At 75.2% G+C, this 25,837-nt stretch carries 22 protein-coding genes; 10 read left to right on the forward strand and 12 right to left on the reverse strand.

Annotated features, from left to right (window positions below; translation table 11 throughout):
* Positions 1-318: 318 nt before the first annotated feature.
* Entirely contained in the window at positions 319-942 is a 624-nt protein-coding gene (locus ACMA1D_RS03965; protein WP_414722441.1) for a DNA-binding response regulator, read from the reverse strand.
* A gap of 156 nt (positions 943-1,098) precedes the next feature.
* The gene (locus ACMA1D_RS03970; protein ID WP_414722442.1) at positions 1,099-1,704 is read right to left on the reverse strand and encodes a TetR family transcriptional regulator; all 606 of its coding nucleotides are present in this window, start codon (positions 1,702-1,704) and stop codon (positions 1,099-1,101) included.
* A gap of 353 nt (positions 1,705-2,057) precedes the next feature.
* Between ACMA1D_RS03970 and ACMA1D_RS03975 the strand changes: the two genes are divergently transcribed.
* The 4 genes from ACMA1D_RS03975 to ACMA1D_RS03990 all read left to right on the forward strand — a co-directional run bounded on the left by ACMA1D_RS03975 (position 2,058) and on the right by ACMA1D_RS03990 (position 6,960).
* Positions 2,058-3,419, forward strand: a complete 1,362-nt coding sequence (locus tag ACMA1D_RS03975) for a glycosyltransferase family 4 protein (RefSeq protein WP_414722443.1) — start codon at positions 2,058-2,060, stop codon at positions 3,417-3,419.
* A gap of 154 nt (positions 3,420-3,573) precedes the next feature.
* A complete protein-coding gene (locus tag ACMA1D_RS03980) occupies positions 3,574-4,428 on the forward strand; it encodes a class I SAM-dependent methyltransferase (protein ID WP_414722444.1) in 855 nt (284 codons plus the stop codon).
* The gene (locus tag ACMA1D_RS03985; protein ID WP_414722445.1) at positions 4,425-5,525 is read left to right on the forward strand and encodes a prenyltransferase/squalene oxidase repeat-containing protein; all 1,101 of its coding nucleotides are present in this window, start codon (positions 4,425-4,427) and stop codon (positions 5,523-5,525) included. Before ACMA1D_RS03980 ends, ACMA1D_RS03985 begins: the two co-directional genes overlap by 4 nt.
* A gap of 244 nt (positions 5,526-5,769) precedes the next feature.
* A complete protein-coding gene (locus ACMA1D_RS03990; RefSeq protein ID WP_414722446.1) occupies positions 5,770-6,960 on the forward strand; it encodes a hypothetical protein in 1,191 nt (396 codons plus the stop codon).
* 92 nt (positions 6,961-7,052) lie between these two features.
* On the opposite strand, the gene ACMA1D_RS03995 is transcribed toward ACMA1D_RS03990, so the two are convergent.
* The 3 genes from ACMA1D_RS03995 to ACMA1D_RS04005 all read right to left on the reverse strand — a co-directional run bounded on the left by ACMA1D_RS03995 (position 7,053) and on the right by ACMA1D_RS04005 (position 9,894).
* On the reverse strand, positions 7,053-7,886 hold the full coding sequence (locus tag ACMA1D_RS03995) for a hypothetical protein (RefSeq protein WP_414722447.1): 834 nt from the start codon (positions 7,884-7,886) through the stop codon (positions 7,053-7,055).
* A 157-nt stretch (positions 7,887-8,043) separates the two neighbouring features.
* Complete coding sequence (locus tag ACMA1D_RS04000) at positions 8,044-8,985, reverse strand: N-acetylmuramoyl-L-alanine amidase (protein WP_414722448.1); 942 nt, start codon at positions 8,983-8,985, stop codon at positions 8,044-8,046.
* A gap of 270 nt (positions 8,986-9,255) precedes the next feature.
* Positions 9,256-9,894, reverse strand: coding sequence for a class I SAM-dependent methyltransferase (locus ACMA1D_RS04005; protein WP_414722449.1), 639 nt, complete (start codon positions 9,892-9,894; stop codon positions 9,256-9,258).
* Between the two features lie 307 nt (positions 9,895-10,201).
* Here ACMA1D_RS04005 and ACMA1D_RS04010 point away from each other — a divergent pair, with 307 nt between their 5' ends.
* Together ACMA1D_RS04010 and ACMA1D_RS04015 are read left to right on the forward strand one after the other, a co-directional pair.
* Complete coding sequence (locus tag ACMA1D_RS04010; RefSeq protein ID WP_414722450.1) at positions 10,202-11,845, forward strand: MFS transporter; 1,644 nt, start codon at positions 10,202-10,204, stop codon at positions 11,843-11,845.
* A gap of 323 nt (positions 11,846-12,168) precedes the next feature.
* Positions 12,169-13,020, forward strand: coding sequence for an SDR family NAD(P)-dependent oxidoreductase (locus tag ACMA1D_RS04015; protein ID WP_414722451.1), 852 nt, complete (start codon positions 12,169-12,171; stop codon positions 13,018-13,020).
* Positions 13,021-13,039: 19 nt separating this feature from the next.
* On the opposite strand, the gene ACMA1D_RS04020 is transcribed toward ACMA1D_RS04015, so the two are convergent.
* Entirely contained in the window at positions 13,040-13,666 is a 627-nt protein-coding gene (locus ACMA1D_RS04020; protein WP_414722452.1) for a response regulator transcription factor, read from the reverse strand.
* A 298-nt stretch (positions 13,667-13,964) separates the two neighbouring features.
* Positions 13,965-14,852: an MHYT domain-containing protein gene (locus ACMA1D_RS04025; RefSeq protein ID WP_414722453.1), complete on the reverse strand. Its 888-nt coding sequence runs from the start codon at positions 14,850-14,852 to the stop codon at positions 13,965-13,967.
* A 247-nt stretch (positions 14,853-15,099) separates the two neighbouring features.
* On the opposite strand from ACMA1D_RS04025, the gene ACMA1D_RS04030 reads away from it, so the two are divergent.
* On the forward strand, positions 15,100-15,618 hold the full coding sequence (locus ACMA1D_RS04030; protein WP_414722454.1) for a DinB family protein: 519 nt from the start codon (positions 15,100-15,102) through the stop codon (positions 15,616-15,618).
* Between the two features lie 170 nt (positions 15,619-15,788).
* Here ACMA1D_RS04030 and ACMA1D_RS04035 read toward each other — a convergent pair whose 3' ends face one another.
* The 5 genes from ACMA1D_RS04035 to ACMA1D_RS04055 form a co-directional block, all read right to left on the reverse strand.
* Positions 15,789-17,021 carry a sensor histidine kinase gene (locus tag ACMA1D_RS04035; protein WP_414722455.1) on the reverse strand — a complete coding sequence of 411 codons (1,233 nt, stop codon included), beginning with the start codon at positions 17,019-17,021 and terminating at the stop codon, positions 15,789-15,791.
* 356 nt (positions 17,022-17,377) lie between these two features.
* Positions 17,378-18,103, reverse strand: coding sequence for an ABC transporter permease (locus ACMA1D_RS04040; protein WP_414722456.1), 726 nt, complete (start codon positions 18,101-18,103; stop codon positions 17,378-17,380).
* Positions 18,100-19,122: an ABC transporter ATP-binding protein gene (locus ACMA1D_RS04045; protein WP_414722457.1), complete on the reverse strand. Its 1,023-nt coding sequence runs from the start codon at positions 19,120-19,122 to the stop codon at positions 18,100-18,102. Before ACMA1D_RS04045 ends, ACMA1D_RS04040 begins: the two co-directional genes overlap by 4 nt.
* Before the next feature lie 307 nt (positions 19,123-19,429).
* The gene (locus tag ACMA1D_RS04050; RefSeq protein WP_414722458.1) at positions 19,430-19,597 is read right to left on the reverse strand and encodes a hypothetical protein; all 168 of its coding nucleotides are present in this window, start codon (positions 19,595-19,597) and stop codon (positions 19,430-19,432) included.
* Positions 19,598-20,243: 646 nt separating this feature from the next.
* Positions 20,244-22,361 carry a hypothetical protein gene (locus ACMA1D_RS04055; protein ID WP_414722459.1) on the reverse strand — a complete coding sequence of 706 codons (2,118 nt, stop codon included), beginning with the start codon at positions 22,359-22,361 and terminating at the stop codon, positions 20,244-20,246.
* Between the two features lie 514 nt (positions 22,362-22,875).
* Here ACMA1D_RS04055 and ACMA1D_RS04060 point away from each other — a divergent pair.
* Genes ACMA1D_RS04060 through ACMA1D_RS04070 form a run of 3 tightly spaced genes read left to right on the forward strand, consistent with a single transcriptional unit; the run spans position 22,876 to position 25,744 of the window.
* Positions 22,876-23,742 (forward strand): Nif3-like dinuclear metal center hexameric protein, encoded by an 867-nt coding sequence (locus tag ACMA1D_RS04060; protein ID WP_414722460.1) that lies wholly within the window; start codon positions 22,876-22,878, stop codon positions 23,740-23,742.
* Positions 23,739-24,482, forward strand: a complete 744-nt coding sequence (locus ACMA1D_RS04065) for a zinc ribbon domain-containing protein (protein ID WP_414722514.1) — start codon at positions 23,739-23,741, stop codon at positions 24,480-24,482. The genes ACMA1D_RS04060 and ACMA1D_RS04065 overlap by 4 nt, the downstream gene beginning before the upstream one ends.
* Positions 24,479-25,744, forward strand: a complete 1,266-nt coding sequence (locus ACMA1D_RS04070) for a bifunctional RNase H/acid phosphatase (RefSeq protein ID WP_414722461.1) — start codon at positions 24,479-24,481, stop codon at positions 25,742-25,744. The genes ACMA1D_RS04065 and ACMA1D_RS04070 overlap by 4 nt, the downstream gene beginning before the upstream one ends.
* Positions 25,745-25,837: the final 93 nt, after the last annotated feature.

The raw sequence follows: 25,837 nt of genomic DNA on the forward strand, positions 1-25,837 counted from the left end.
CGCCCGCGCGAGGCGTCGTAGCGCCGCTGGCTGCGGAGACCGAAACCCCGCGCGGGGATGACGTCACCGGCCCCGTCCAGGCGGGCAACTCCGGACCATCCCCGCACGTGCGGGGACCCCCCACCAAGTGGGTGATCAGCGCGCCCCACTCCGGACCAGCCCCGCGCGCGGGGACGCTTCCGCACGGGCCCGTAGCGCTTCGATGACCTCCGGACCACCCCGCCGCACGGGGAACGTGCCCCGGGCCGGACCCAGCCCCGGGCTCCGGGCCGGGCTCCGGCCCGCCCCGGGCCCCTCAACGCCGTGCGGGGCCGGCCCTCACAGCCAGCCGGCCCCCTGCGAGATGCGGATGGCGTCCACCCGGTTGCGGGCTCCGGTCTTGCGGGTGATGGCCGCCATGTAGTTGCGTACGGTGCCGTGCGACAGGTGGAGCCGGCGCGCTATGTCGCCCACCGTCGCCCCCTCGGCGGCCAGCGTCAGGACGCTCAACTCGCGCTTGGTCAGGGGTATCTCGGCCGCCTGGAGGAAGCCGAAGCCCAGCGTCTCGTCGATGAATCGTTCCCCCTTGGCCACCCGGCGGATGGCGGCGAGGAGTCGGTCGGGCGGGGCGTTCTTGTCGACGTAGCCCAGCGCCCTGGCCTCGTACGCCTGGCGCAGACAGCCGGGGCGGTCCGCGTTGGCGAGGACGAGCAGTTCGTGTGCGGTGTCGCCGCGACCGGGGGCCAGCCCGGCGAGCCCGGTGCCGTCGGCCAGGGCCGAACTGCCGACGGCGCCGGGACAGTCCACGTCCGCCACGCACACGTGCGGGCGTAACGCGCGCGTGGTGCTCGGTGCGTTCCGCCAGGAACTCGCCGTCGTCTCGATGTCGCAGGCCGTACTGAGCAGGGCGCGTAGCGCGGACCGTAACAGTCGGGTGTCGTGCACTAGATGAACTCGGATCACGTTCTGAAACCCTCCCCAACCCCCGTCCCCGGCGCTTGCCGAGCGAGGTCCATAGATACCTGCGATCGAGCCGGACTTGGATGGGGATATCGAGCCAAAACGGGGCGCGGGGGCGCACAACGGATGCAAAACGCGCCTCGCACGCCCCCCTATGTGTCAGGTGGGGCTGGTGAGGTCAATCAGTCGGCAAACGGTCTCCATATCGATCTTTACCTGCGCAATCGATGCCCGCCCGGACAGCCAAGTGATCAATGCCGAATGCCAGGTGTGCTCGATGACGCGTACGGCCGACAACTGCGCCGGGGTCGGCGCCCCCTCAAGACCCATGGCGTCCACGATGATCGCCGTCGTCAACCGGGAGACCATGTCCACCTCGGGGCTGACCGAGCGGTCGGCGAAGGTGAGCGCCCGCGCCATCGCCTCCGCGAGCCGCGGCTCGCGCTGCATGGCGCGGAACGCCCGCATCAGCGTCTGGGCGACCCGCGCGGAGGGCTCCTCCTCCGTCGGCGGGCGCTTGCGCAGCGTCTCGTGCAACTGCTGCAACTGGTCCTGCATGGTGGCCACCAGCAGGTGCACCTTGGAGGGGAAGTAGCGGTAGAGCGTGCCGAGCGCCACGCCCGAACTCTCGGCCACCTCCCGCATCTGCACCGCCTCGAACCCGCCCCGGCTGGCCAGTTGGGCGCTGGCGTGCAGAATCCGGCGGCGGCGTGCCTCCTGCCGCTCGGTGAGCGGCGTCGGGGTCGGCTTCGAGGCTGCGGTCATCTGTCCTACTTCGGTGCGGGTGCCGGCGCGCGTCGAACGACGGCGCACGCCGGGCACGATGGCAGGGCCCTGAAGGCGGTGCGAGTGCTGAAACCTGTTTCACTTTAACGCGCCGCTGCGAACCGGAACCCTTGCGTACGGGGCGGGTTCGACCGGTGCGACCCCCGACCTTCGGACCGTGCGCACCCCGCCGCACCCTGCGGCGCACCGCGCGGGCGACCGGCCGCAGGCGGCTCGGCGCGAGGGGAATGTTCACCGGCCGCCACGCGTTCCTCCGGTGGAACTTGTTCTAAATATCGGTGAGCGGTTACGCTCCCGCTGAACTGCATCACACCGCATGAAGGGGGCCGCGAGTGAGTGCCGAGGCCGCGCAGGCGACCGGTCCTGAACCGCTCCGGGCGGCGCCCCCGACCGCCGAGGACGCCCCGCTGCGCATCGCGCTGCTCAGCTACAAGGGCAACCCGTTCTGCGGCGGCCAGGGTGTGTACGTGCGACACCTCTCGCGCGAGCTGGCCCGCCTCGGCCACCACGTCGAGGTGCTCGGCGCCCAGCCCTACCCGGTCCTGGACGACACCACGGGACCCGCCTTCCCGGCCGGCGGCAGCGTCCGCCTCACCGAGCTGGCCAGCCTCGACCTGTATCGACAGCCCGACCCGTTCCGCACGCCGAAGGCGCGCGAACTCCGCGACTGGATCGACGTCCTTGAGGTCGGCACCATGTGGGCCGGCCGCTTCCCCGAGCCGCTCACCTTCAGCCTGCGGGCCCGCCGGCACCTCGCGGCCCGGCCCGGCGCCTTCGACGTCGTCCACGACAACCAGACCCTCGGGTACGGCATCCTCGGCCTGCCCCGCGCCGGATTCCCGCTGGTCACCACCGTCCACCACCCCATCACGGTGGACCGCAAGCTGGAGCTGGACGCCGCGGCCGACCGCCAGCGCCGGGCCGCCGTGCGCCGCTGGTACGGCTTCACCACGATGCAGAAGCGCGTCGCCAAGCGGCTGCCGTCGGTGCTCACCGTCTCCGGCTCGTCCCGCCGCGAGATCGTCGACCACCTCGGCGTCGCGCCCCGCCGGGTGCACGTGGTGCACATCGGCGCCGACACCGCCCTCTTCTCGCCCGACCCCGCCGTCCCGCAGGTCCCCGGCCGCATCGTCACCACCTCAAGCGCCGACGTGCCGCTCAAGGGCCTCAGCTACCTGGTGGAGGCGGTCGCCAAGCTCCGTACGGAACAGCCCGCCGCGCACCTGGTCGTCGTCGGCAAGCAGCCGACCGCAGGACCGGTGGCCGCCGCCATCGAGCGGTACGGGCTGGCCGATGCGGTCAGGTTCGTCAAGGGCATCAGCGACGCGGAACTGGTCGACCTGGTGCGCGGCGCGCAGGTGGCGTGCGTGCCCTCGCTGTACGAGGGGTTCTCGCTGCCCGCGGCGGAGGCCATGGCCACCGGCACCCCGCTGGTCGCCACCACCGGCGGCGCCATCCCCGAGGTCGCAGGGCCGGACGGGGAGACCTGTCTGGCGGTGCCGCCCGGAGACGCGGGCGCGCTCGCGCAGGCACTCGGCCGGCTGCTCGCCGATCCCGCGCTCCGCACCCGGCTCGGCGCGGCGGGCCGCGAGCGCGTGCTGCGCCACTTCACCTGGGAGCGGGCGGCCCGCGGCACCGTCGAGCACTACCGCGAGGCGATCCGCGTCCAGGCAGCCGCGGCCCGCCGCCGCTGACCGGGCCGCCGGCCGGGTCCCGGGCCGAGACCTCAGCCCACCCCCGATCGCCCCGGCCGGCCCGCCGCGTAGGCCGCGCCGCCCGGCCCGACCACCGACCCGGGGAGCCACCCCCCACCGCGCACCACCCCTGAAGGAAAGAGAGGGCCGCCCCGTGCTGACCGTCGACTTCTCCCGCTTCCCGCTCGCCGCAGGTGACCGGGTACTCGACCTCGGCTGCGGCGCGGGGCGGCACGCCTTCGAGTGCTACCGGCGCGGCGCGCACGTCGTCGCGCTCGACCGCAACGGCGAGGAGATCCGCGAGGTCGCCCGCTGGTTCGGCGCCATGCGGGAGGCGGGCGAGGCACCGGCCCACGCCACCGCAACGGCCCTGGAGGGCGACGCGCTCGCGCTGCCCTTCCCCGACGACAGCTTCGACGTCGTGATCATCTCCGAGGTCATGGAGCACATCCCGAACGACAAGGGCGTACTCGCCGAAATGGTCCGGGTGCTGCGCCCGGGCGGCCGGATAGCGGTCACCGTGCCCCGCTACGGCCCCGAGAAGGTCTGCTGGGCGCTGTCCGACGCGTACCACGAGGTCGAGGGCGGGCACATCCGCATCTACCGCGCCGACGAACTGCTCGACAAGATGCGGGAGGCCGGACTGCGCCCGTACGGCACCCACCACGCGCACGGCCTGCACAGCCCGTACTGGTGGCTCAAGTGCGCTTTCGGCGTCGACAACGACAAGGCGCTGCCCGTCCGCGCGTACCACAAGCTGCTGGTCTGGGACATCATGAAGAAGCCCCGGGCCACCCGGCTCGCCGAGAGCGCGCTCAACCCGCTCATCGGCAAGAGCTTCGTGGCGTACGCGACCAAGCCGCACGCGCCCGCGGGCGTGCTGCCGGCCGATGCGTCGGCCACTGACGCGCCGATCGCCGACGCCTCGGGCGGCGTCACCCCGACCGCTGAGCCGCCGACCGTCGCGGCGCCGGCCGCCGCCCCCGTCGCGCCCGAGGAGGGCCCGTGACCCTCGCCGGTCGTGGCCCCGGGCGCACCGAGCGGCTCGTGCTGCCCGGCGTGCTCACCGCGGAACAGGCCGCGGCCACCGTCGCCGGCATCCTCGCCGTGCAGCGCGCGGACGGCGCCATCCCCTGGTTCCGCGGCCACCACCTCGACCCGTGGGACCACGTCGAGACCGCCATGGCCCTGGACGCGGCGGGCGAGCACGAGCGCGCCGAGGCCGCCTACGACTGGCTGGCCAGGCACCAGAACGCCGACGGCTCCTGGTACGCGGCCTACCCCGACACGCCCGACGGGGTCGCCGCCGACCGGCCGACCGACCGCGGCAAGGAGAGCAACTTCTGCGCCTACGTCGCGGTCGGCGCCTGGCACCACCACCTGGCCACCGGCGACGACGCCTTCCTGGACCGGATGTGGCCGACGGTGTACGCGGCGATCGAGTTCGTGCTGGCCCTCCAGGCGCCCGGCGGGCAGATCGGCTGGAAGCGCGAGGCGCCCGAGAAGGGCGGCTTCGTCCGCCCGGCCGCCCTGCTCACCGGCTGCTCCTCCATCTACCAGGCGCTGCGCTGCGCGCTCGCCATCGCCGAGCACCGCGAAGACCCACAGCCGGACTGGGAGTTGGCGCTCGGTTGGCTCGGTCACGCCATCCGCCAGCACCCCGAGCGCTTCCTCGACAAGAGCCGCTACTCGATGGACTGGTACTACCCGGTGCTCGGTGGCGCCCTCACCGCAGCCGCCGCCACCGAGCGCATCGCCGCAGGCTGGGACCGGTTCGTCGTCCCCGACCTCGGGGTGCGCTGCGTGTCCCCCAACCCGTGGGTCACCGGCGGCGAGAGCTGCGAACTCGCCCTGACCCTCTGGGCGATGGGCGACGTGGAGCGGGCGGTGCAGGTGCTGCGTGCGATCGGGCACCTGCGCGCAGCCGACGGCCTGTACTGGACGGGGTACGTCTTCGACGACGACACGATCTGGCCCCGCGAACTCACCACCTGGACGGCGGGTTCGCTGCTCCTCGCGGTGGCGGCCCTCGGCGGCGACCCCGCCACGACGGCCGTCTTCGGCGGCACGGAGCTGCCCACCGGGCTCGCGCCCGACTGCTGCTGAACGGTACGGGGCGGGGGCGGCCCCCGAACCCGGGCTGCCTCGCCCCGACGCCCCCGGGCCCTGGGCTGCTCCGCCTCCGACCTCGTTCCGGTCCCGGCCGTGCTCCAGGACCGGTGGCCCGCGCCCTCGTGCCCCCGCCCCGGATAACCCGATGGAACAACCGGGTCCCGCCGGCAACACTGGGCGGGCCGAGCGCACCGGCAAGCGGGCCGGGCGCGACGACAGGGGACGGGGGCGGGCGCGGATGGTGTCCAGTTCTGCGGGGCGGTTCCAGCGGTCGCTGCTGGTGGACTCCCTGGTGCGGGCCCTGTTCGCATGGGACGAGGAGCCGGACCTGGCGACCCGCCGCGTGGACGCCCTGCTGCGCGGGGCGACGCCGTCGGAAGTGCTGCGCCTTGAGGCCGACTACCGCAGCCGGCGCTACGGCATCGCCTCGTTCGGGCTGGGCGCCCTGCTCGACGGGCGGGCGCTGGACGAGGCCGTGCCCGCCGAACACCGCGCGGCGCTGGCGGCCCTGCTGTCCCTCGACCGGTCCGGGTACGCGAGGGAAGCGGGCGTCGCCGAACTCGCGAAGGCGCCGGGCGCCTTCCCCGTCCCCTTCCTGCTGCTGCGGCTCAACGACCCGGTCGCGGAGGTCCGCGACCGCGCCCAACGGGCGCTGGCCCCCCGGCTGACCACGGAACACGTGCCGTTCCTCGTCGAGGCGCTGCCCCTGCTCGACGGCCTGGGCCGGCGCCGCAGGGCCGGCCCGCTGCTGACCGTCGTGGCGGACCTGCTCGACCGGGTCGGGACGGAGGCGCTGTGGCGGGGGGCAGGCTCCCGGGACCCCGCGCTGCGCGCCTGCTGCCTCCGGTGGCTGGCCCGGGTCGATCCGGTCGCGGCCGTCAGGACCGCGTTCGCGACGCGGGACCCGGCGCTGTGGCGGTGGGCCGCCCGAGTGGCCACCTCGGCCCGGCTCACGCCGGCCGAGCAGGACGCGCTGTTGCCGTGCCTGGAGGACAGCAACAGCCCCCGCATCCGGCTGCGCGCCCTCCGCGCCCGGGCCCGCCAGCCGCACGGCGAAGAGGCGCTGCGCCGCGCCGTGCTCGACCGCGACGCCCGGGTCCGCTACCACGCCCGCGCCACCCTGTACGCCCGCGGCCACACCGGCCTCGCGCCGCAGGTCTACCGCGACGCCCTCGCCGCCGACCTGCTGCCGGAAGCGGTCGTCATCGGCGCCCTGGGCGGCCTCGCCGACCTCGGGGCCGCGTGCGACGTGCCCCGAGTACGGGCCTTCACCACGCACCGCACGGCACGCGTCCGGGCCGAAGCGTGGCGCACCCTGAGCGTCCTCGACCCGCAGGGGGTGGCGCGCGAGGCGGCCCGACTGGCCGCCGACCCGAGCCGCAAGGTCCGGCGCTACCTCCCGGACGGGGTCCCGCCGGACGCCGGATGACGGGCCGGGCCGCGGGCCGGCCCCGGACACGGCGACGGCCCCCGCCCGGGTGGGACGGGGGCCGACGGATGCCTCTCGGCGACGACCGGGGATCAGCCGCGCTGGATGCCCGTGGTGTCCTGGAGGACGCCGCGCCGGCCGTCCTGCGTCTGCGCCACGAGCGCCTGACCGCGCTGCTCGACCGCCAGGTACCAGGTGCCCGGCGCCAGCTCGGCGATCGGGGTGGCCGAGCCGTCCTCCGCGTACAGCGGACGCGCCACCGGCACGGCGAACCAGAACGGGGCGAACTCCCCGCCGGCCGCCGCGGCCGGAGCCGCGGCACCCGGCTGACCACCGTAGGAGGGCTGGCCGGCGGCCGGCGCACCGTACGAGGAAGGAGCCGCACCCTGCTGCGCGGCGCCCGGGTAGCCGTAGCCACCGGCCGGCTGCCCGACCTGGCCCGGCTGACCGCCGTAGGGGGCGGCGGGCTGCGGCGAGGCCGCGCCCATCAGCGGGGCCTTGAGGGCGGGCAGGCGCGAGCCCACCACCGTGGCCGCGGCCAGGACCAGCAGCACGATGAAGCCCATGATCTGCCCGGGGCCCTTCTCCAGGCCGTCCGGGTGGCTGAAGAGCATCGTCCAGGTGGAGGTGAACGCCGCGGAGACCACGAACGCCGTCCCCCACTGCTCCAGCGTGAGGCCGAACAGGTTGCGCTGCGGCAGCAGGTGCGAGACGACGACCAGGGCCGCCCCGACCACGCCGAGGATGAAGATGCCAGCCGTGGTGGGCGCGAAGTCGGAGCTCCAGCCGTTCCAGGACGAGCAGGCCGAGGACGGCGCGCCCGACGGGCATTCGACGGCAAGGAAGTCAAGGAAGGAGGCGATGAACAGCAAAACCGCTGCTCCGATCACCACGCCATCGCCTCGAGTGAGGGAGCGGATGTTCACGTAAGGTCCTCTATCGGTCTCGTCTGATGTCGTCGCTGTCGCCGGACGCGCAGTGCGAGGGCGTGGGGGTGGCCCCCCATCGTACGGGTGAACCTACCGCCGAATCGGCCGGGTGCTCCCGATCGGGAGCGACCGTTACGGCTGCTCAACCGGGCCGTTACCGCGTCCCGCGCAAGAAGTCCGTAATGCCGTCGGCGATACCACGCGCCGCCCGCTGTCTCCACCGTCCGTCGGTCAACAGCGCCGCATCCTTTGAGTCGCGCATATTGCCACACTCGATGAACACCTTGGGAACCGTGGAGAGGTTGAGTCCGCCCAAATCGTCGCGGACCGTCAGCCCCTCGCCGCCGCCCAGATAATTGGCGGGCACGGTTCCGGTGGCCGTCGAGAAGCCGTGCACCAGGCGCTCGCCCAGGTGGCGCGAGGGGCCGGTGATGGCGGACGTGTCCGCCCCGCCGTCCCGCACCGACGCGGGCAAGATCACATGGAATCCGCGCTGGCCGGGGCCCGCCCCGTCGGCGTGGACGGAGACAGCGGCGTCGGCCCGCGCCTCGTTGCCGATCGCGGCCCGCTCGTCCACGCACGGGCCGTACGGGCGGTCGTCGTCCTGCGTGAGCCGTACGGTCGCGCCGCGCTCCGTCAGCAGCGCCCGCACCCGGCGCGACACGTCGAGCGTGAAGGTGGCCTCGGCGTATCCGGCGTTGGTCTCCGTGCCCGTGGTGTCGCACTCCTTGCGGTGGGTGCCGACGTCGACGGTGCGGGCGATGGCGGCGGTGTGGTCGCGGTTGCGGGGGTTGTGCCCCGGGTCGATCACCACGACCTTGCCCCGCAGCGCGCGCCCGCCGTCGGGCGTGCGCTCCGGTGACTGTCCCGGTTTCGAGTCGGCGGGCTTCTCCCGCGGTGCGCCACCGGCCGGCGACGGCGACGATGGGGTGACCGTGGCGGCGGCCGGCTTGTCGCCCACGGCCTCCGTATCGTCCTCGTCCAGCGAGCGCCAGACGAGCCAGCCTGCGAAGCAGACGGGCGCGAGCACGGCCAGCACGATCACGAGGGTGCCGCCGAGCCGGCGTGGTGTGGGGGGGAAACTGCCGTTCGACACGCGGGCGATGGTAGTCCGCCGGGTGCCGCCCGGTGCGCGGTGGGGCGGCATCGGACGATGCGTCCGTGAATGTCGCCCACGGCCGCCGGACCCGCCGGGCGGCGGTGGCGCAGGGGCCGGCGGCGGCGTCGTACGGGGCGGGCCAGCGCCGCTGGCGGAAGGGCCCCGTACCGGCGGACCGTGCCGCCGTCGCCCGTCGCCCGTCGCCCGTCGCCCGTCGCACAGCCCCCCGTCCCGCCCGCGCCCCCCCCGCGCGGGCGCGGGCGTGAGTCAGAGGCCCGAGCCGGTGCGGCGCAGCACCCGCAGCGACCCGGTGGCCGACACCTCGGCGAACGCGCCCGACTCCAGGGCCCGGCGGTAGATGCGGTACGGGGCCTGTCCGCCGTCGGCCGGGTCGGGGAAGACGTCGTGGATCACCAGCAGCCCCTGTGGTGCCAGGTGCGGGACCCAGCCCGCGTAGTCGCCGCCGGCGTGCTCGTCGGTGTGTCCGCCGTCGATGAAGACCAGCCCGAGCCGGCCGCCCCACACCGCGGCGACCTGCGGGGAGCGCCCCACGACCGCGATGACGTGCTCTTCGAGGCCGGCCGCGTGCAGCGTGCGACGGAAGGTGGGCAGCGTGTCCATCCGGCCCACCGCCGGGTCGACCAGCGACGGATCGTGGTACTCCCAGCCCGGCTGCTGCTCCTCCGAGCCGCGGTGGTGGTCGACGGTGACGGCCACCGTGCCCGCCGCCCGCGCGGCAGCCGCGAGCAGCAGCGTGGAGCGCCCGCAGTACGTGCCCACCTCAAGCAGCGGCAGCCGCAGCGCGCCCGCCTCCTCGGCCGCCGCGTACAGGGCCAGCCCCTCGTCCACCGGCATGAACCCCTTGGCCGCGGAAAATGCGGCGACTATCTCCGACGTGGGCGACATGGCTCGTTCCTCTGCTTTCCGCTGTTGCTGCTGTTGTTCTTGCTGTTGTTGCTGTTCTTGTTGTTTCTACTGCTTCTACTGCTTCTCCGGCTTCGTCGCCTCCCGCACGCGCGGCTGCGCGGGGCGCCCCGCGGCCTGCGCCACCTCCGCGTGCGGGGCGGCGTGGCGGGCGGGAGCGCGTGCGCCGAGGGGCGTGCGCCGTACCCCGGGGTGACCCCTATCCGGCCGTCCCCGGCCCCCTAACTCGGCCCGGTGGGGCCCGGCTCGCGGCGGGCGATCGGGGGCAGGCGGGCGCCCCGCTGCCAGCATGACTGGCATGTCGCAGACAGATGCCGGCGGTCCCGCCGCAGCCGAAGTCCCGGCCCCCGCCCCCGCGCGGCCGACACCGCTCGCCTGGGCGGTGATCCTCGCGGCGTGCGCGGGTCAATTCCTCGTCGTGCTCGACGTCTCCGTCGTCAACGTGGCGCTGCCCTCCATGCGGAAGGGGATCGGTCTCGACGCGGACGACCTCCAGTGGGTGGCGAACGCGTACACCCTCACCTATGCCGGGTTCATGCTGCTCGGCGGCCGGGCGGCCGACCTGTTCGGGCGCAAGCAGGTGTTCCTGGTGGGGCTCGCCCTGTTCACCGCGGCCAGCCTCGCGGGTGGCATCGCCCAGGAGCCCTGGCAGATCATCGCCGCCCGGGCCGCGCAGGGCGTGGGCGCGGCCACCCTCGCCCCGTCCACGCTGACGATCATCACCTCCTCGTTCCCCGAGGGCCCCGAGCGGATGCGCGCCATCGGCCTGTGGATGGCCGTCGGCATCGGCGGCGGCGCGGCCGGCGGGCTCATCGGCGGCGTCCTCACCGACTACCTGTCCTGGCGCTGGGTGCTGCTGATCAACGTGCCGATCGGGGTGCTGGTGTTCGTCGCCGCGGCCGTCTCGCTGACCGGCAAGCACGCGACGGCCTCCCGCCGCCCGCTCGACCTGCCGGGCGCCGTCCTCGTCACCTTCGGCGTGGGCGCCGTCGCGTACGGGATCGCGCGGACCGAGACGTACGGCTGGAGCGGGCCGGAGGCGCTCGTACCGCTGCTCGGCGGGCTGCTCGCGCTCGGCGCCTTCCTGGCCGTGGAGTCCAGGTCGGCCGAGCCCCTGGTGCCACTGCGGCTGTTCCGCATCCGCTCCGTCTGGTCGGCCAACCTGGTGCTGCTGGTCTGCGGCATCGGCTTCTTTGCGATGTGGTACTTCCTGTCGCTCTACATGCAGAACGTGCTCGACTACAGCGCCGTGCGCACCGGTCTTGCGCTGCTGCCGCACACCATCTCGATCATCGTCGGGGCGCAGCTCGCGCCGAAGCTGATGGCGCGGGGTGTGGACCCGCGGCTGCTCACGCTGGCCGGTGGGCTGGTGGCGGCGGCCGGCTTCTGCTGGCAGAGCACGATGGACGTGGACGGCTCGTTCCTCACCACGATCCTGGGCCCCGGCGTCCTGATGTCCTTCGGCGCGGGCCTGATGATGACCCCGCTGACGGCCGCGGCCACCTCGGGCGTCGACGTCACCGACGCGGGCGTGGTCTCGGGCCTGCTCAACACCTCGCGCACGATCGGCGGCGCCCTCGGCCTGTCCATCCTGGTGACGGTCTCGGCCGACCGCACCGAGGCCGTCGGGGGCGGCTCGGCGGACGCCCTGACGGAGGGGTACGGCCGGGCCTTCCTGGTCGCCGCGGTGGTGTTGTTGCTGGCCACGGCCCTGGTCGGGCTGATGCCCGCGCCCCGGGTGGCGAAGCCGGCGGCGGACACTGCGGCGGTGGACGACGCGGCAGCGGACGGCTCGGCGGGCGGCGCGGCGGACGAGGACTCCGCGGCCCCCGCCCCCGCGGCCCCCGCCGTTCCCGCTCCCACGGCCCCGGCCGACCCCGCGGACCGGCCGGCCTCGGTGCCGGGCGCGGGGCGGGCGGGCGAGGCTCCGTAACGGGACGACCCACTCGCGACGACGGGGCACGGCCACGGTGGCCGTGCCCCGTCGTCATGTGCCGCGCGCGAACGCCGTGACCCGGCCACGGGCGGGCACGGGGCGCCCGGCCACGGGCGGGTGAGGGGCGGACGTCGGGCGGCCGACCGTACGGTTGCGCCGCGGGGCCACCCCGACGAACGCCAGCACGGGCGCCGGGGGCGGGGCCGGGACCGGCACCGCGAAAGCCCCCACGACCGGCGCTGCGCCGCACCGCACGGCGCGGTGCCATCGCACGCATGAACCGCCGCCCGAAACGCCGCACCACGACGAGGAGAGCCACCATGACCGACGCCCCGACCACGCCGACCGCCGCCAGCACACCGGCCGCCCCGACCGCTGCCAGCGCCCCGCCCGCCCCGGACGCCTCCGCCTTCCCCGGGGCCGGGCGGCGGGTGCTCGTCACCGGGGCCTCGCGCGGGCTCGGGCGGGCGCTCGCGACGGCCTTCGCCGCCAACGGCGACCGGGTGGTGGTGCACTACGGGACGCGCCGCGCGGAGGCCGAGGAGACCCTCGCCGCCCTCGCCGGCACGGGGCACGCCCTGGTCGGCGCCGACCTCGCCGCGCCCGACGGGCCGCGGGAGCTGTTCGACGGGGCCGTCGGCGCACTCGGTGGGCTCGACGTCCTGGTCAACAACGCGGCCGTGAACACGCCCCACCCGCCGGCCCGCACCGGCTACGACGCGTGGACGGCCGCCTGGCGGGCCCACGTCGCGGTCAACCTGCTCGGCACGGCGGGCCTGAGCCACCTCGCCGCCGGGCGCATGATCGAGCAGGGCGGCGGCGGACGCATCGTCAACATCGGTTCGCGCGGCGCGTTCCGCGGCGAGCCCGACCACCCGGCGTACGGGGCGACGAAGGCGGCCGTGCACGCGCTCGGCCAGTCGCTGGCCGTCGCCCTCGCCCCGTACGGGATCGCCGTCGCCTCGGTGGCGCCCGGCTTCATCGCGACCGACCGGGTCGCCCACCGGCTGACCGGCGACGAGGGCGCGGCGATCCGCGCGCAGAGCCCGTTCGGCCGGGTCGCCGAGGTGGCGGAGGTCGCGGCGGCCGTCCTGTGGCTCGCCTCCCCGCAGGCCCAGTGGAGTTCGGGCACGGTACTCGACCTCAACGGCGCCTCGTACCTGCGCACCTGAGCCGCGGCGTGCGGCGCGTCTACAGCCAGCCGTTCTGGCGGGCCGCGCGGACCGCTTCCATGCGGTTGCGGGTGCCGGTCTTGCCGATGGCGGCCGAGAGGTAGTTGCGGACGGTCGCGGGGGAGAGGTGGACGCGGGCGGCGACGTCGGCGACGGTCGCGCCGTCGGCCGCCGCGGACAGTACGTCGCGTTCGCGCTGGGTGAGCGGGTTGGGGCCGGCACTGAGCGCGGCGGCGGCCAGCGCCGGATCGATGACCCGCTCGCCGGCGAGCACCCGGCGGATCGCCGCCGCCAACTCCTCCACGGGCCCGTCCTTGACGAGGAACCCGTACGCACCCGCCTCCATCGCGCGCCGCAGATAGCCGGGCCGGCCGAAGGTGGTGAGGATCAGCACCCGGCACTGCGGGAGCCGGTCGCGCAGTTCCGCCGCCGCGTCCAGGCCGCTCAGGCCGGGCAGTTCGATGTCGAGCAGCGCCACGTCGGGCCGCGTCCGCAGCGCCTCCGCGACGACGGCGTCACCGGCGGCCACCTGCGCCACCACCGTCAGGTCCGGTTCAAGGCCGAGCAGCAGCGCGAGCGCCCCGCGCAACATGCCCTGGTCCTCGGCGAGCAGCACCCGGGTGGCCGGCGCGTCCTCATCGTCCATGGCGTCAACGCTATCTGCCCCGGAGTTCCGCCGGTCACCGTACGGCCCCCGTCTGACCTGCGACATCGCGGACGCCAGCGACGCCTGCCCGCACCTGCGGCGTGCCGTCACCGACGGGGGCGGCCGTGGACCGTTCCGCGTCGCCCGGTTCGCACCGGGTTGGGGCACCCGCTACCCGGCTGGCGGCAAGGTCATCCAGTCCGAACGGGCAACACCGCCCCTGGTCCTGGTCGACCTGGTCGAGCAGGACGGCGCCCAGTTCGACGACCCGGCCCCGTGCGGATCTCGGCCTGGGTTCTCACCGGGCCTCGCGACCAGCCAGGTAATCGCCTTGGGCCGAGAACTCGCGCCCCGGGTTCCTGCTGGTGACGCCCCCGTTGTTGGCGGAGCCCAGCCCGGCCTGGGGGGAGCCGATGTCGACACGGCGGGCGCGCCTGGCGGCGGGCTCGTCGTCACCCATGATCAGCATCGGGTCGAGCATCACGATGGTGGCCGCCACGATGAGGAAGACGAGCGGGCCGATGAGCAGCGGCAGCACGTCGAGGGCGCCGGAGTTGTTGCCGGAGGCGGCGTGGGCGTCGTGGGCGACCTGGACGCCGAGGGCGGCCATGCCGGTGTAGTGCATGCCGGTCACGGCGATGCCCATGATGACGCTCGCGCCGAGGCTGGCCAGGAAGCCGCGGACGGAGACGGCGGCCCAGAGGGCGGCGGTCGCGGCGACGATGGCGATGAGCACGGAGAGCGCGACGATGCCGGGCGTGTACGTGAGGGAACCGTCCATCTGCATGGCGGCCATGCCCAGGTAGTGCATACCGGCGACGCCGAGCCCGGTGAAGAGACCGGCGGTGAGCAGCGGGGCCGGCCGCGTGCCCCGGTAGCCGACGGTGAAGACGCCGGCGCCGACGACGAGTACGGCGACGAGCAGGCTGAGGAAGGTCAGCGTGCCGTCGTACGAGATGGCGGTCTCGCTCACCTGGAAGCCGAGCATCGCGATGAAGTGCATGGTCCAGATCCCGCATCCGATCGACGCGGCGCCGAGGGCCAGCCAGCCGGGCTTGCGGGTCCGCCCGGTCGCGAGCGACCGCACGGTGCAGCGCAACCCCAGTGCGCTGCCGAGGCAGGCCATCGCATAGCCCGCAACGGGCGTCGCCATGCCGTAGTTGAACCCGTCGATCGTGCCCTGCATCGTGCGGCCCTCTGTTCCTTCTGCAAAAATCGTGGAGATGCTGTGAAGGGGATACTAATCCGGTGATTCGGACACTCTTGAAGTCGCCCACCGCGTCCCGGCCCTCTCGGCCTCAGGACAGGCCACACCCCTCACCCGCGCTCCACACCCTGTCTGGGTGCCCCCGGCCATCCGGCCATCCGGGCCAAGCGGACTAGCAGGAAATCGTCATGCGGGTGGGGCGCCGCCCCGGGTAGCGTCGGCGGTCATGACCTCACCTCCACGCGAGCGCCCCCCTTACACCGCGGACGAGCGGACCCAACTGGTCGGCTGGCTCGACATGCAGCGCGCGATCATCCAGTGGAAGGCCGCCGGGCTCTCGGAAGAGGACGCGCACCGGTCGCTGCTCCCCACCTCGCCGCTGATGACCGTGGCCGGCCTGGTCGCGCACCTGACCTGGGTCGAACACCTCTGGTTCGAGCACGTCTTCCTCGACCGCCCGCAACGCGGCCCGCGGGCCGCGGCCGATGCGCCGGAGAGCGCCGAGATGCGGGTGGCCGGCGTACCGCTGGCCGAACTCGTCGCCGCGTACGAGCAGCAGTGCGCGATCTCCAACGAGATCATCGAGGCCCACGCGCTCGACGACACGGGCCGGGCCCCGCACCTGAAGGCCAAGGACGCGAGCCTGCGCTGGATGCTCTTCCACCTCATCGAGGAGACCGCCCGGCACGCGGGCCACCTGGACACCATCAGGGAACTCCTCGACGGCCAGAAGGGCTACTACTGACCGCTGCCGGGCGGGCGGCTTGCGCGGGGCGGGTGCGGCCGTGTGCAGGGCCCGGGGCGGGCGCGGCCGACGGGCCGGGACGCCGGGGGCCGGACGCGGCGGGCAACGGACGCTGCGGGCCGGACGCCGCCGGGGCGGACACGGCGGGGCCGTCTCCGCGCCGCCGTAGTTCACGGCGCCGTCCCCGCGCCACTATCCGGCTGCGGTGCCTCGTCCTCGTCCACGGGAAGTTCCGCGGTGAGCCGGAAGCCGCGGCGGCCGTCGGGGCCGCAGCGCAGCGCGCCGCCGGCCACCGCGAGCCGCTCCGCCAGGCCGGCGAGGCCCGTGCCGCCGCCCGGCCGCTCCGGAGCTCCTGCCGGCTCCGTCCCGGTCCGTGCCGCGGGGCGCTGACCGTCGTCCACGATGCTCAGCCGCACCAGGCCCGGGCCCGCGTGGAGTTCGATCTCGCAGCGGGTCGCGCCGCTGTGCCGCACCGTGTTGGTCACGCCCTCCCGCACCACCCAGCCGAGCAGCGCCTCGCTCTGCGCCGACAGCGGCGGGCCCGACTGCCGGACGACCGCCTCGATGCCGGCGGCGTCGAGCAGCGAACGGGCCCGGCCGAGCTCGGTGGAGAGGCTGCCCTCGCGGTAGCCGGCGACGGCCTCGCGGATCTCGGTCAGCGCCTGCCGGCCGACCGCCTCGATGTCGGCGGCCTGGGCGAGCGCCGCATCGAGGTCGCGCGGCGCGAGCCGGCGGACCGCCTCCGCCTTCACCACCACGACCGACATCGTGTGCCCGAGCAGATCGTGCAGATCGCGGGAGAACCGCAACCGTTCCTGCTCCACTGCCGACCGCGCCAACTCGCCCCGGGTGCCGTGCAGTTCGTGCACCGTGGCGACGAGCCGCCGGATGACGGCGACCACCCCGCCGGAGAGCAGCGCGGAGTACGCGACGGTGAGCATCTGGTCGGTGTGCCCGCTGCGCGCCGCGCTCAGCACCCCGATGGCCACCACGGCCAGCAGCGCGGGCAGCACCAGCGGCGCCCGTACCGCGACCCCGGTCGCCAGCGACAGCAGCGAGAACAGGGTCAGCCAGTTGCCCCCGTACCCGGCGCCGAGCGCGGTGGCCAGCGCCGCGGCCGGCAGCAGCAGGAGCGTCGCGGTCCGGCGCCTGGCCGGCGCGGACGTGCTCCCGACGAAGATGACCGCGAGGTAGCACGCGGCGAACGACACCAGGCCCACCGCCGCCGGCCAGCGGGGCGACACCTCGCCCTCCCACACGTCCGCCGCCGCCCCGCTCGCCAACAGCAGCCAGGGGACCAGCAGCCATTCGCTCGGCCCGTCGTCCGGCGCCCCGTCCGGGTCCGCGCCGGCCCGCCCCGCGCGCCGCTCCCACCGGGCACCGACCCGCTCCCGCAACCCCATCCCACCCACACCCGCCCTCTCCGTGTCACCCGCCCACACTCACGCGTAACCCACGCGTACGCGCGCGCCCGCGTCGTGCCGTGCTGTCCCGTCCAGTGCTCTGCCGCGTCGTGCCGTCCACACCTACGTCGACCGCCCGCGTGTCGACCGCCCGTACGTCCACCAGCCATCGATCCGCCCCGCCGCCCGCACCCCCGTGTCGGGCGGCGGCCGACCGGTAGCGAGCGCCACCCGCAGCGGCGGCGATTTTCGGCCAGTGCGTACCGTACGCGGCGCGCCGGGCGCGCACGCCGGGCCGTGCGGTTCGCCGCCGGGCGCCCCGGGGCCAGACCCGGAGGGGCGGCGCACCGGGCGGATCAGGCCGTACGGCCGCACACCCGGTACGAGCGCAGCGCGTAACCACCGAACAGGACCAGCCAACCGAGCAGCACCAGCACCGTCACCAGGCCGGGCGCGTGCCCATCGGTGACGCTCCAGCCCAGCTCGGCGAAGCGGTGCGTGGGCGTCCAGGTGGAGAGCGTCCGCAGCCAGTCGGGGAAGGTGTCGGCCGGCACCCACAGGCCGCCGACGATGGCCAGGCCCATGCTGGACACCATGTTCACCACGCTGGTGGTCTGCGCGTTCAGCCAGTAGCCGGTGCCGAGGCCGAGCAGCGTGAACGGGGTGGTGCCCAGCCACAACAGGCCCACCAGCGCCGCCCACTGCCCGCCCGACAGCGCCACGTGGTTGACGAACCGGCCGGCGAGCAGCACCGCCACGATGGCGGGCAGCACGATGACCGAGCCGGTGAGCGCCCGGCCGGCCACCACGTGCGTGGGCGGCAGCGGCGTCAGCCGCAACTGCCGCAGCCAGCCGAGCGACCGGTCCTCGGCGAGCTGGGTGCCGACGCTGAGCGCGGCGCCCAGCGCCCCGTACGCGGCCATGCCGACCATCAGCGACAGCGCGGTCTCCTGCCGTTCGTCGCCGCCGAGGCCGATGTTGGAGAAGAGCAGGTACATCACGACCGGCAGGCCGATGCCGAAGACGACGAACCCGGTGTCGCGCAGCGTGCGGCGCACCTCCAGGGCGATGTACGCGATCATCGGGCCACCCCGTTCCGCGTCGTGCCGGCAGCCGCGGGCGCGGCGGGTTCTGAGGTCAGGGCGAGGAACGCGTCGTCGAGGCTGGCCGGGGCGACCTCAAGGCCGCGGACCGCGCCCCGGGCGGCGAGCGCGACGACGGTCGCGTCGGAATCCACGCTGCGCAGCCTGGCCCGGCCGCCCTGCACGTCGACGGCGGTCACACCGGGCAGCCCGGCGAGCTCCGCGGGCGTCAGAACGCCCAGGTCGAAGGCGACGAGATGGCCGCCGACGGACCGCTTGACCTCGTCCCCGGTGCCGTCGGCGACGACGTGCCCCCGGTCGATGACGACGATCCGGTCCGCGTTCTCGTCCGCCTCCTGGAGGTAGTGCGTGGAGAACAGGACCGTATTGCCCCGCTCGGTGTACCGGCGCAGCGTCTCCCAGAACGCCCGCCGGGCGGCCACGTCCAGGGCCGTGGTCGGCTCGTCGAGCACGACCAGCTCCGGGTTGCCCGCCAGCGCCACCGCGCACCGCACGCGCTGCGCCTGGCCGCCGGAGAGCCGGTCCACGCGCCGGTCCGCCAGTTCGGTGAGCCCGGTGAGCTCCAGCGTCTGCGCCACCGGGGGCGGGGAGGGGTAGCCGGCGGCCACGAACCGCACCAGCTCCCGCACCGTCACCCGCGAGATCGGCCGGCCGTCCTGGAGCATCGCGCCCACCCGGCCGTTGCGCACCGCGCGCTGCGGCGGCTCCCCGAACAGCTCCACGGTGCCCGCCGTCGGCTCCAGCAGGCCCAACAGGATGCCGAGCGAGGTGGACTTGCCGGCGCCGTTGCGGCCCAGCAGGGCGACCGTGCGACCGCGGGCGATCTCCAGGTCGAGACCGGCCACGGCCCGCACCGCGCCGTAGTGGTGGGACACGCCGCGCAGGCGTACGGCGGGCGCCGCAGCGCCGCGGGCCGGCGGCACGGTGCCGGTGCCGGCGCCGGGGCCCGCGTCGTGCGCAGCCGCTGGGAGGGTGCCCGTACGGGCTGGGTTCGTCATGCCCCAAACGGTACGGAGACCCGCGCTGACCTGGGCAGGGGCGAATGTTGACGGCTGCTTGGGACAAATGTCATGGGTGGCGGAGGAGGGGCGAGTTGCCGCTCACGGTGCGTTCGCCCGTTCCGTGCGCCGCGGCGCTCGCCGCCCTCCTCGCGCATCGCCCGCCGTGCGCGCCGCTTCGGGTGCGCCACGCGCGTACGCGGGGTCCTGCTGGGTGTTGCTCGATCGTTCGATGTGCTCGGTCACCGGTCTGGCCGGTGGACCGCCCTGCTGGTGTGGCGTGCTCGCCCGCGGTGCGGGGAGCGGGTCACTCGCCGGCCGGCCGGCGGTGCTTGCCGTGTGGCGGTTCCTGGCCGCTCTCGGCTGCGGCCGGACCCCGGTGGCGTCCGGCGCCGGCGGCCATGGAGCCACCGGACGACTGCTGCGGCGAGCCCAACTGGCGCGCCTCGGGCATTTCGGTGCGGGTATTGACCATGAGGGAAGTCACTCCGTGAAAAGATCGCTACGTGCTGTGCGCGCGGGGGATCACTGCCCGTGCACGCGGGCCATGACCAGCGTCAACACGCCATCAGCGCAAGCCCGTTCGGCGCACGAAAGGTGCCCGAGGTACGGCTGCGCAGCCCCCGGTCAAAGTCTAACCAGCATGTGGATCAAGCGCGGCCTGCGGACGGACACGAAATGCGCGGTCTCACGCCGCCCGCCGGCCCCACCGCCCAACTGGCTGTCGACCGGCCCCCATCTGCCCCCTGATGGGCAGACACTCCCGCTCTGTCGGGTTCCGCTGTGCTTGATGTGGTACGTGAATTCGGTTCAAGGGTCGGGGAGTTGCGGGGCTGCGACGTCGAGTGCCCGCCGAGTGCCCGCCGTAACGCGGTTGGGCCGCCCGATGGGCCGGCCCACGTCCCGGGCGCCCCCGCGGATCGGGAGGCGGCTGGGACGTGGGCCGGTGGCCGGAGTGTGACTGGACGGCGGCCGAGTGGTGGCCGGATGGTGTCCAGCCGGTGGCTTGGCGGTGGGTGAACGGTGGCTTGGCGGTGGCCAGTTGGGCGGCCGGGTTGCGGCGCGGTGCTGGCGTCGCGGTGGGGCCCGCGCCCGGTCACGTCGTCCGGTCACTTCTCCGGTCAGAGCGCTCCGTCGGGCTCCATCCCGTCGGACCGAACCCCGTAGGGCTGCGGGTACCCCGAGCGGGCCGGGCCCGCGGGGCCGCCGTCCTGTGGGCCCGCGGGGCCGCTCCCCGCCGGGCTCGCCGGGCCGCCGTCCAGCGGTGCCTGTTGCAGCGGCACGGGTCTGGGTGCGGCCGGCCCCGGCCGCACCCCGAACTGCCACTCCGCCTCGCCCGCGTGGTGCGCCGCGGGCCCCTCGCTCCACGACGGCACTCCGCGCCCGGCCCCCGACGCCCGGCCGGCACCGCCCCGCCCGTCGGCGGCGGCATCGACAGCGGCGTCCGCCCGGCCGTGCGATGCACCCGCCGACGGCGGATCGTCGGGGCCGTACGCGTCGGGGGCGTAGCTGTCGTACGGGTCGGTGCACCGTTCGTGCGCCGGCACCGTCGTCTCGTACCCGGCCGGCCAGTGCCCGGCGCCCGGCTCCGCGTTCGCCATGGGGAGCGGTACGGAGTGCGGGCCGGACAGCGGCAGGGAGACCTGGTGCGCGACCGGCACCGGCAACGACACCGCGCGCGGCGGGAGCGCGGCCGGGGGAGCGGCGTCCAGCGAAGCGCCCGGATCGGGTGACGGGGCGCCGTGGCCGGGCGGCGGGGCGGCGGGCTCCGGCGCGGGGAGCGGGGCGGGGTGTGGGTACGGGGCGGCGGGTGAGCGCGGGGCGGCGGGTGGCTGTGGGGCGGCGCCCGCGGTCCTGTTCGGCGCCGGGCCCGTCGCCCCGTGCCGAGCGCCCGCGGCCCCGTCCGGCGTCAGGCCCGCGGTCCCCTGCGCGGCGCCTGCCGCCCCGTGCGCGGCGTCCGCCCCGTACGCCGGGGTTGATGCGCCCCGCCCGGGCGCGACCACCTGCGGACGCGGCCTGGATGCCGGCTCGGCGGCGAGGTCCGCGGTCCGCACCCGGGCCAGGCCGCACGTGGTCTGGGGCGTGGCGTAGGGCAGGCGGAGTTCGCCGTCGCGGGTCCACAGGCCGGTGCCGGGCAGCCAGCCGGGCGGCGGGGCCAGGTGCAGCAGCCGGCGTTCCGCGGGGCGCCACACGGCCACCCAACTCGCGCCGCCCGACCGCGTCGGCGTCAGCCGGAAGGCCACCGCGCAGTTCTCCGGCGTGAGCACCTGGCCGGGCTGGGCGGCGAACGGCGTCAGCGTCACCGCGGTGTGGGCCGGACCGCTGCCGCGCGTCTCGGTGCCGCGCAGATCGGCCGTGCGCGGATCGGCGGGGCGCGGATCGAGGCAGTCGGGGAAGCGCACCGGCAGCGAACTGCCCAGCACGCCCCAGCCGAGCCGTTCCCGCCCCGGCGCGTTGGACCGTACGAGCAGCAGCCCGCTGTCCGGGTCGGCCAGCACCAGCCGGTCGTCGCTGTCCGCGGTGATCTGGAGCAGCGGCGTCGTCTCGCCGCCGCGCCCGAGGTCCACCACGACGGTCTTCACCCGGCCGTCCCACTCCCGATCGAGCGCCAGCAGCCGCCCGGTGCGGTCCAGCCAGTTGCCCGCCGTGCACCGGCCCGGCACCTCCGCGACGTGCTCGGGCCCGAACGACCCGCCGTGCACCAGCCACACGTGGGTGGAGCGCTCACCCGGCGCCAGCGCGTACGCCAGGGTGCCGCAGGGCGCCGGCGGCAGTAGGGCCAGCTCGCCGCAGACGATGAAGCCGAGCGGGAGTTCGCCGGTGCCGGGGCCCGCCGGGTAGAGCAGCGACAGCACGTGGCGGTCGGCGACCCGCCGGCGGATCAGCACCCGCCCGTCGGTCAGCGGCAGCACCTCGCTGTCCGCCTCCTCCGGCTGCTCCGCGGGCAGCGGCACCGCGTACGGCTCGGGGCCGGCCAGCGTCCAACGCTCCGGGAACCGCTCGCCGGTCGCCCGGCAGACCGCGAGCCTGGCGGCGTACGAACCGTCGGCGGCGAGCGTCAGGGGCGCCGGGCCCCACTGCGCCGCGGCGTCCCCGGCGGCGCGCTCGGCCCTGTCCCGCCCGCCACCGGGGGCGGGGCCCGCGGGCCCGTCGGGGGCCGGTCGCGGAGCGGTGTCGGGCTGGGGCGAGCGCGTGGCGCGGTGGTTCTGGGGAGCGGTCTCGATGGCACAGGCCGTCATGGAACGGTCACCTCCGGCGCCTGAACGTAGTTTTCCCCACCCCGGTATCAACGGAGCCCGGTGCGGTACTTCACGCAAAAGGATGGCTATCGTCCCGTTTTCCGGCATGTGTGCGAGGGGTGTGCTGAGCCCGCCGAAATGCATGGAATTCGGTGAACTTGCTGGGTGCTCGGGTGCTCGGGTGCTCGGGTGCTCGGGCGCCTGGGCCGGCGGGGCTCCGACGGATCCTGACGTCCGGCCCGCCTCCGACCTCCGGTGCGCCCTCGCCGCTCGGCCCGCCCGTCCGCTGCCCGGTCCGCCCTCCCGCCGCCCGGCGCGACCCAGGCCCCCGGCCCGCTCCCGGCATCCGGGCCGGCCCTACGCCCGCCCCGCCCACCGGCGAGCGCACCAGCCGGCCCCGGCGCCCAGCCAGCCCACCCGGCCAACCCCGCCCACCAGGCCGAACCCGCCGCCGTGCAGGCGGAGCCGTCAGCTCAGGGGCGGGTGGCTGGTGCGGGCAGGTAACCTCTCACCCGTGCCCGTACTTGCTGAAGTCCTCACCGCGCTCGACGCACTCTGGCCCGCCGAGCGCGCCGAGGAGTGGGACGCGGTCGGCACGGTCTGTGGCGATCCGGACCAGCCCGTCACCCGCGTCCTGTTCGCCGTCGACCCGGTGCAGGCCGTCGCCGACGAGGCCGTACGGCTCGGCGCGGACCTGCTCGTCACCCACCACCCGCTCTACCTGCGCGGCACCACGACCGTCGCGGCCAGCACCTTCAAGGGCCGGGTCGTGCACACGCTGATCAAGCACGACGTGGCGCTGCACGTGGCCCACACCAACGCCGACCGGGCCGACCCGGGTGTCTCCGACGCCCTCGCCGGCGCCCTCGACCTGCGCGTCACCGGGCCCCTGGTGCCCGACCCGACCGACCCCGCGGGCCGCCGCGGCCTCGGCAGGATCTGCGAGCTCGACGCCCCGCTGACGCTGGCCGCCTTCGGCGAGCGGGTCGCCGCCCGGCTGCCGCGTACCGCCCAGGGCGTGCGCGTCGCCGGCGATCCGGAGCGCACCATCCGCACCGTCGCCGTCTGCGGCGGATCCGGCGACAGCCTCTTCGGCGCCGTACGGGCCGTCGGAGTCGATGCGTACGTCACCGCCGACCTGCGCCACCACCCGGCGTCCGAAGCCCGCGAGCACGGCCCGCTGGCGCTGGTCGACGCCGCGCACTGGGCCACCGAGTGGCCCTGGATCGAGCAGGCCGCGGCCCAGCTCGACGAGATTTCCGACCGGAACGGGTGGGGCCTGCGGACCCACATTTCGCATACGGTCACCGACCCGTGGACCGCCCACGCGTCCGCCGCATCCCACGACCACACTCCTCAGCCCTCTGGAGCCCCGAACTGAACGCCGCGCCCGCCGACCAGATCCGCCTCCTCGACGTCCAGGCGCTCGACGTACGGCTCTCCCAGCTCGCCCACAAGCGCGCGAGCCTGCCCGAGCACGCCGAGATCGAGACGCTCAACGCCGACCTGACGCAACTGCGCGACCTGCTGGTGGCCGCGCAGACCGAGGAGAGCGACACCGCCCGCGAGCAGACCAAGGCGGAGCAGGACGTCGACCAGGTGCGCCAGCGCGCCGCCCGGGACCAGAAGCGCCTGGACTCCGGCGCCGTCACCTCCCCCAAGGACCTGGAGAACCTCCAGCACGAGATCACCTCGCTCGCCAAGCGCCAGGGCGCCCTGGAGGACGTGGTCCTGGAGATCATGGAGCGCCGGGAGTCCGCCCAGGCCCGCGCCGCCGAGCTCACCGAGCGCGTCGCGGCCGTGCAGGAGAAGACCGCCGACGCGATCGCGCGCCGTGACGCCGCCGCCGAGACCATCGACGCCGAGGTCGCGACGGCCACCAAGGAGCGCGAGGTCGTCGCCGGTTCCGTACCGGCCGACCTGCTGAAGCTGTACGAGAAGCTGCGCACCCAGCAGGGCGGCGTCGGCGCGGCCCGGCTCTACCAGCGCCGCTGCGAGGGCTGCCGCCTTGAGCTGAACATCACCGAGATCAACGAGGTCAAGGCCGCGGCGCCGGACGAGGTCGTGCGGTGCGAGAACTGCCGCCGCATCCTGGTCCGTACGCCCGAGTCGGGGCTGTGAGCCGACCCCCGTTGCACCTGGTGGTCGAGGCGGACGGCGGGTCCCGGGGCAACCCGGGGCCGGCCGGCTACGGCGCCGTCGTCCTTGACCAGGAGACCGGCGAAACGCTGGTCGAGACGGCCGAGTTCATCGGCACGGCCACCAACAACGTGGCCGAGTACCGGGGGCTGATCGCCGGCCTGCGCGCGGCGCACGCGCTCGACCCCGCCGCGCGGGTCCAGGTCCGGATGGACTCCAAGCTGGTCGTCGAGCAGATGTCGGGCCGCTGGCAGATCAGGCACCCCGACATGAAGCCGCTCGCCGCCGAGGCCGCGGCCGTCTTCCCGGCCGAGCAGGTCGGTTACGCCTGGCTGCCGCGGGCCCAGAACAAGCACGCGGACCGGCTGGCCAACGAGGCGATGGACGCGGGCGCGCGCGGTGAGCGGTGGCGCCCGGCCGAACCGGCGCCGACCCGCCCGACGCCGGCACCCGAGGCCCCGGCGCCCGGCGACCAGCGCCGCAGCACCGGCCCCATGCACAGCACCGGAACCGCCGGCACCGCGAACCCCTCCGGCACTACCGAAACCTCCGGCGCCACCGAAACCTCCGGCACCCGCCCGGCGACGACCCCCGCGGTCGGCTGGGCCGGCGCGGGCCTCGCACCGCCGACCACCTTCGTCCTGCTGCGCCACGGCGAGACCGCGCTCACCCCGCAGAAGCGGTTCTCCGGCAGCTCGGGCTCCGACCCCGAACTGTCGCAGGTCGGCCGCGACCAGGCCGACCGCGCGGCGCAGGCGCTGGCCGCGCACGGCACCGTCGAAGCGATCGTGAGCTCGCCGCTGCGCCGCTGCCGCGAGACCGCGCAGGCGGTCGCGGCCCGGCTCGGCCTCGACGTACGGATCGACCAGGGCCTGCGCGAAACGGACTTCGGCGACTGGGAGGGGCTGACGTTCGGGGAGGTGCGCGAGCGGTACCCGGACGACCTCACGGCCTGGCTGGCCTCGACCAAGGTCGCGCCCACCGGCGGCGGCGAGTCGTTCACCGCGGTCGCCCGCCGGGTGGCCCGCTCCCGCGACGCGCTCCTCGCGGAACACCCGGGCCGCACCGTGCTCCTGGTCACGCACGTCACCCCGATCAAGACGCTGGCCCGGCTGGCCATCGGCGCCCCGCCGGACTCCCTGTTCCGCATGGAGCTCTCCGCCGCCGCGCTCTCCACCATCGCCTACTTCGGCGACGGCAACGCTTCGCTACGCCTGTGGAACGACACGGCGCACCTGCGTTGAGACGGACGGCGGAGGCGCCGCGGGGCACCGCCGCGGCCCCGCGGTAGCGGTACGCGCCCGGCCGGGCGCGGCCGGGCCTGCTGGCCCTGTCGG

The sequence above is a fragment of the Streptomyces sp. 796.1 genome, from assembly GCF_047525675.1.
In the GTDB taxonomy this organism is placed as follows: Bacteria; Actinomycetota; Actinomycetes; order Streptomycetales; family Streptomycetaceae; genus Streptomyces.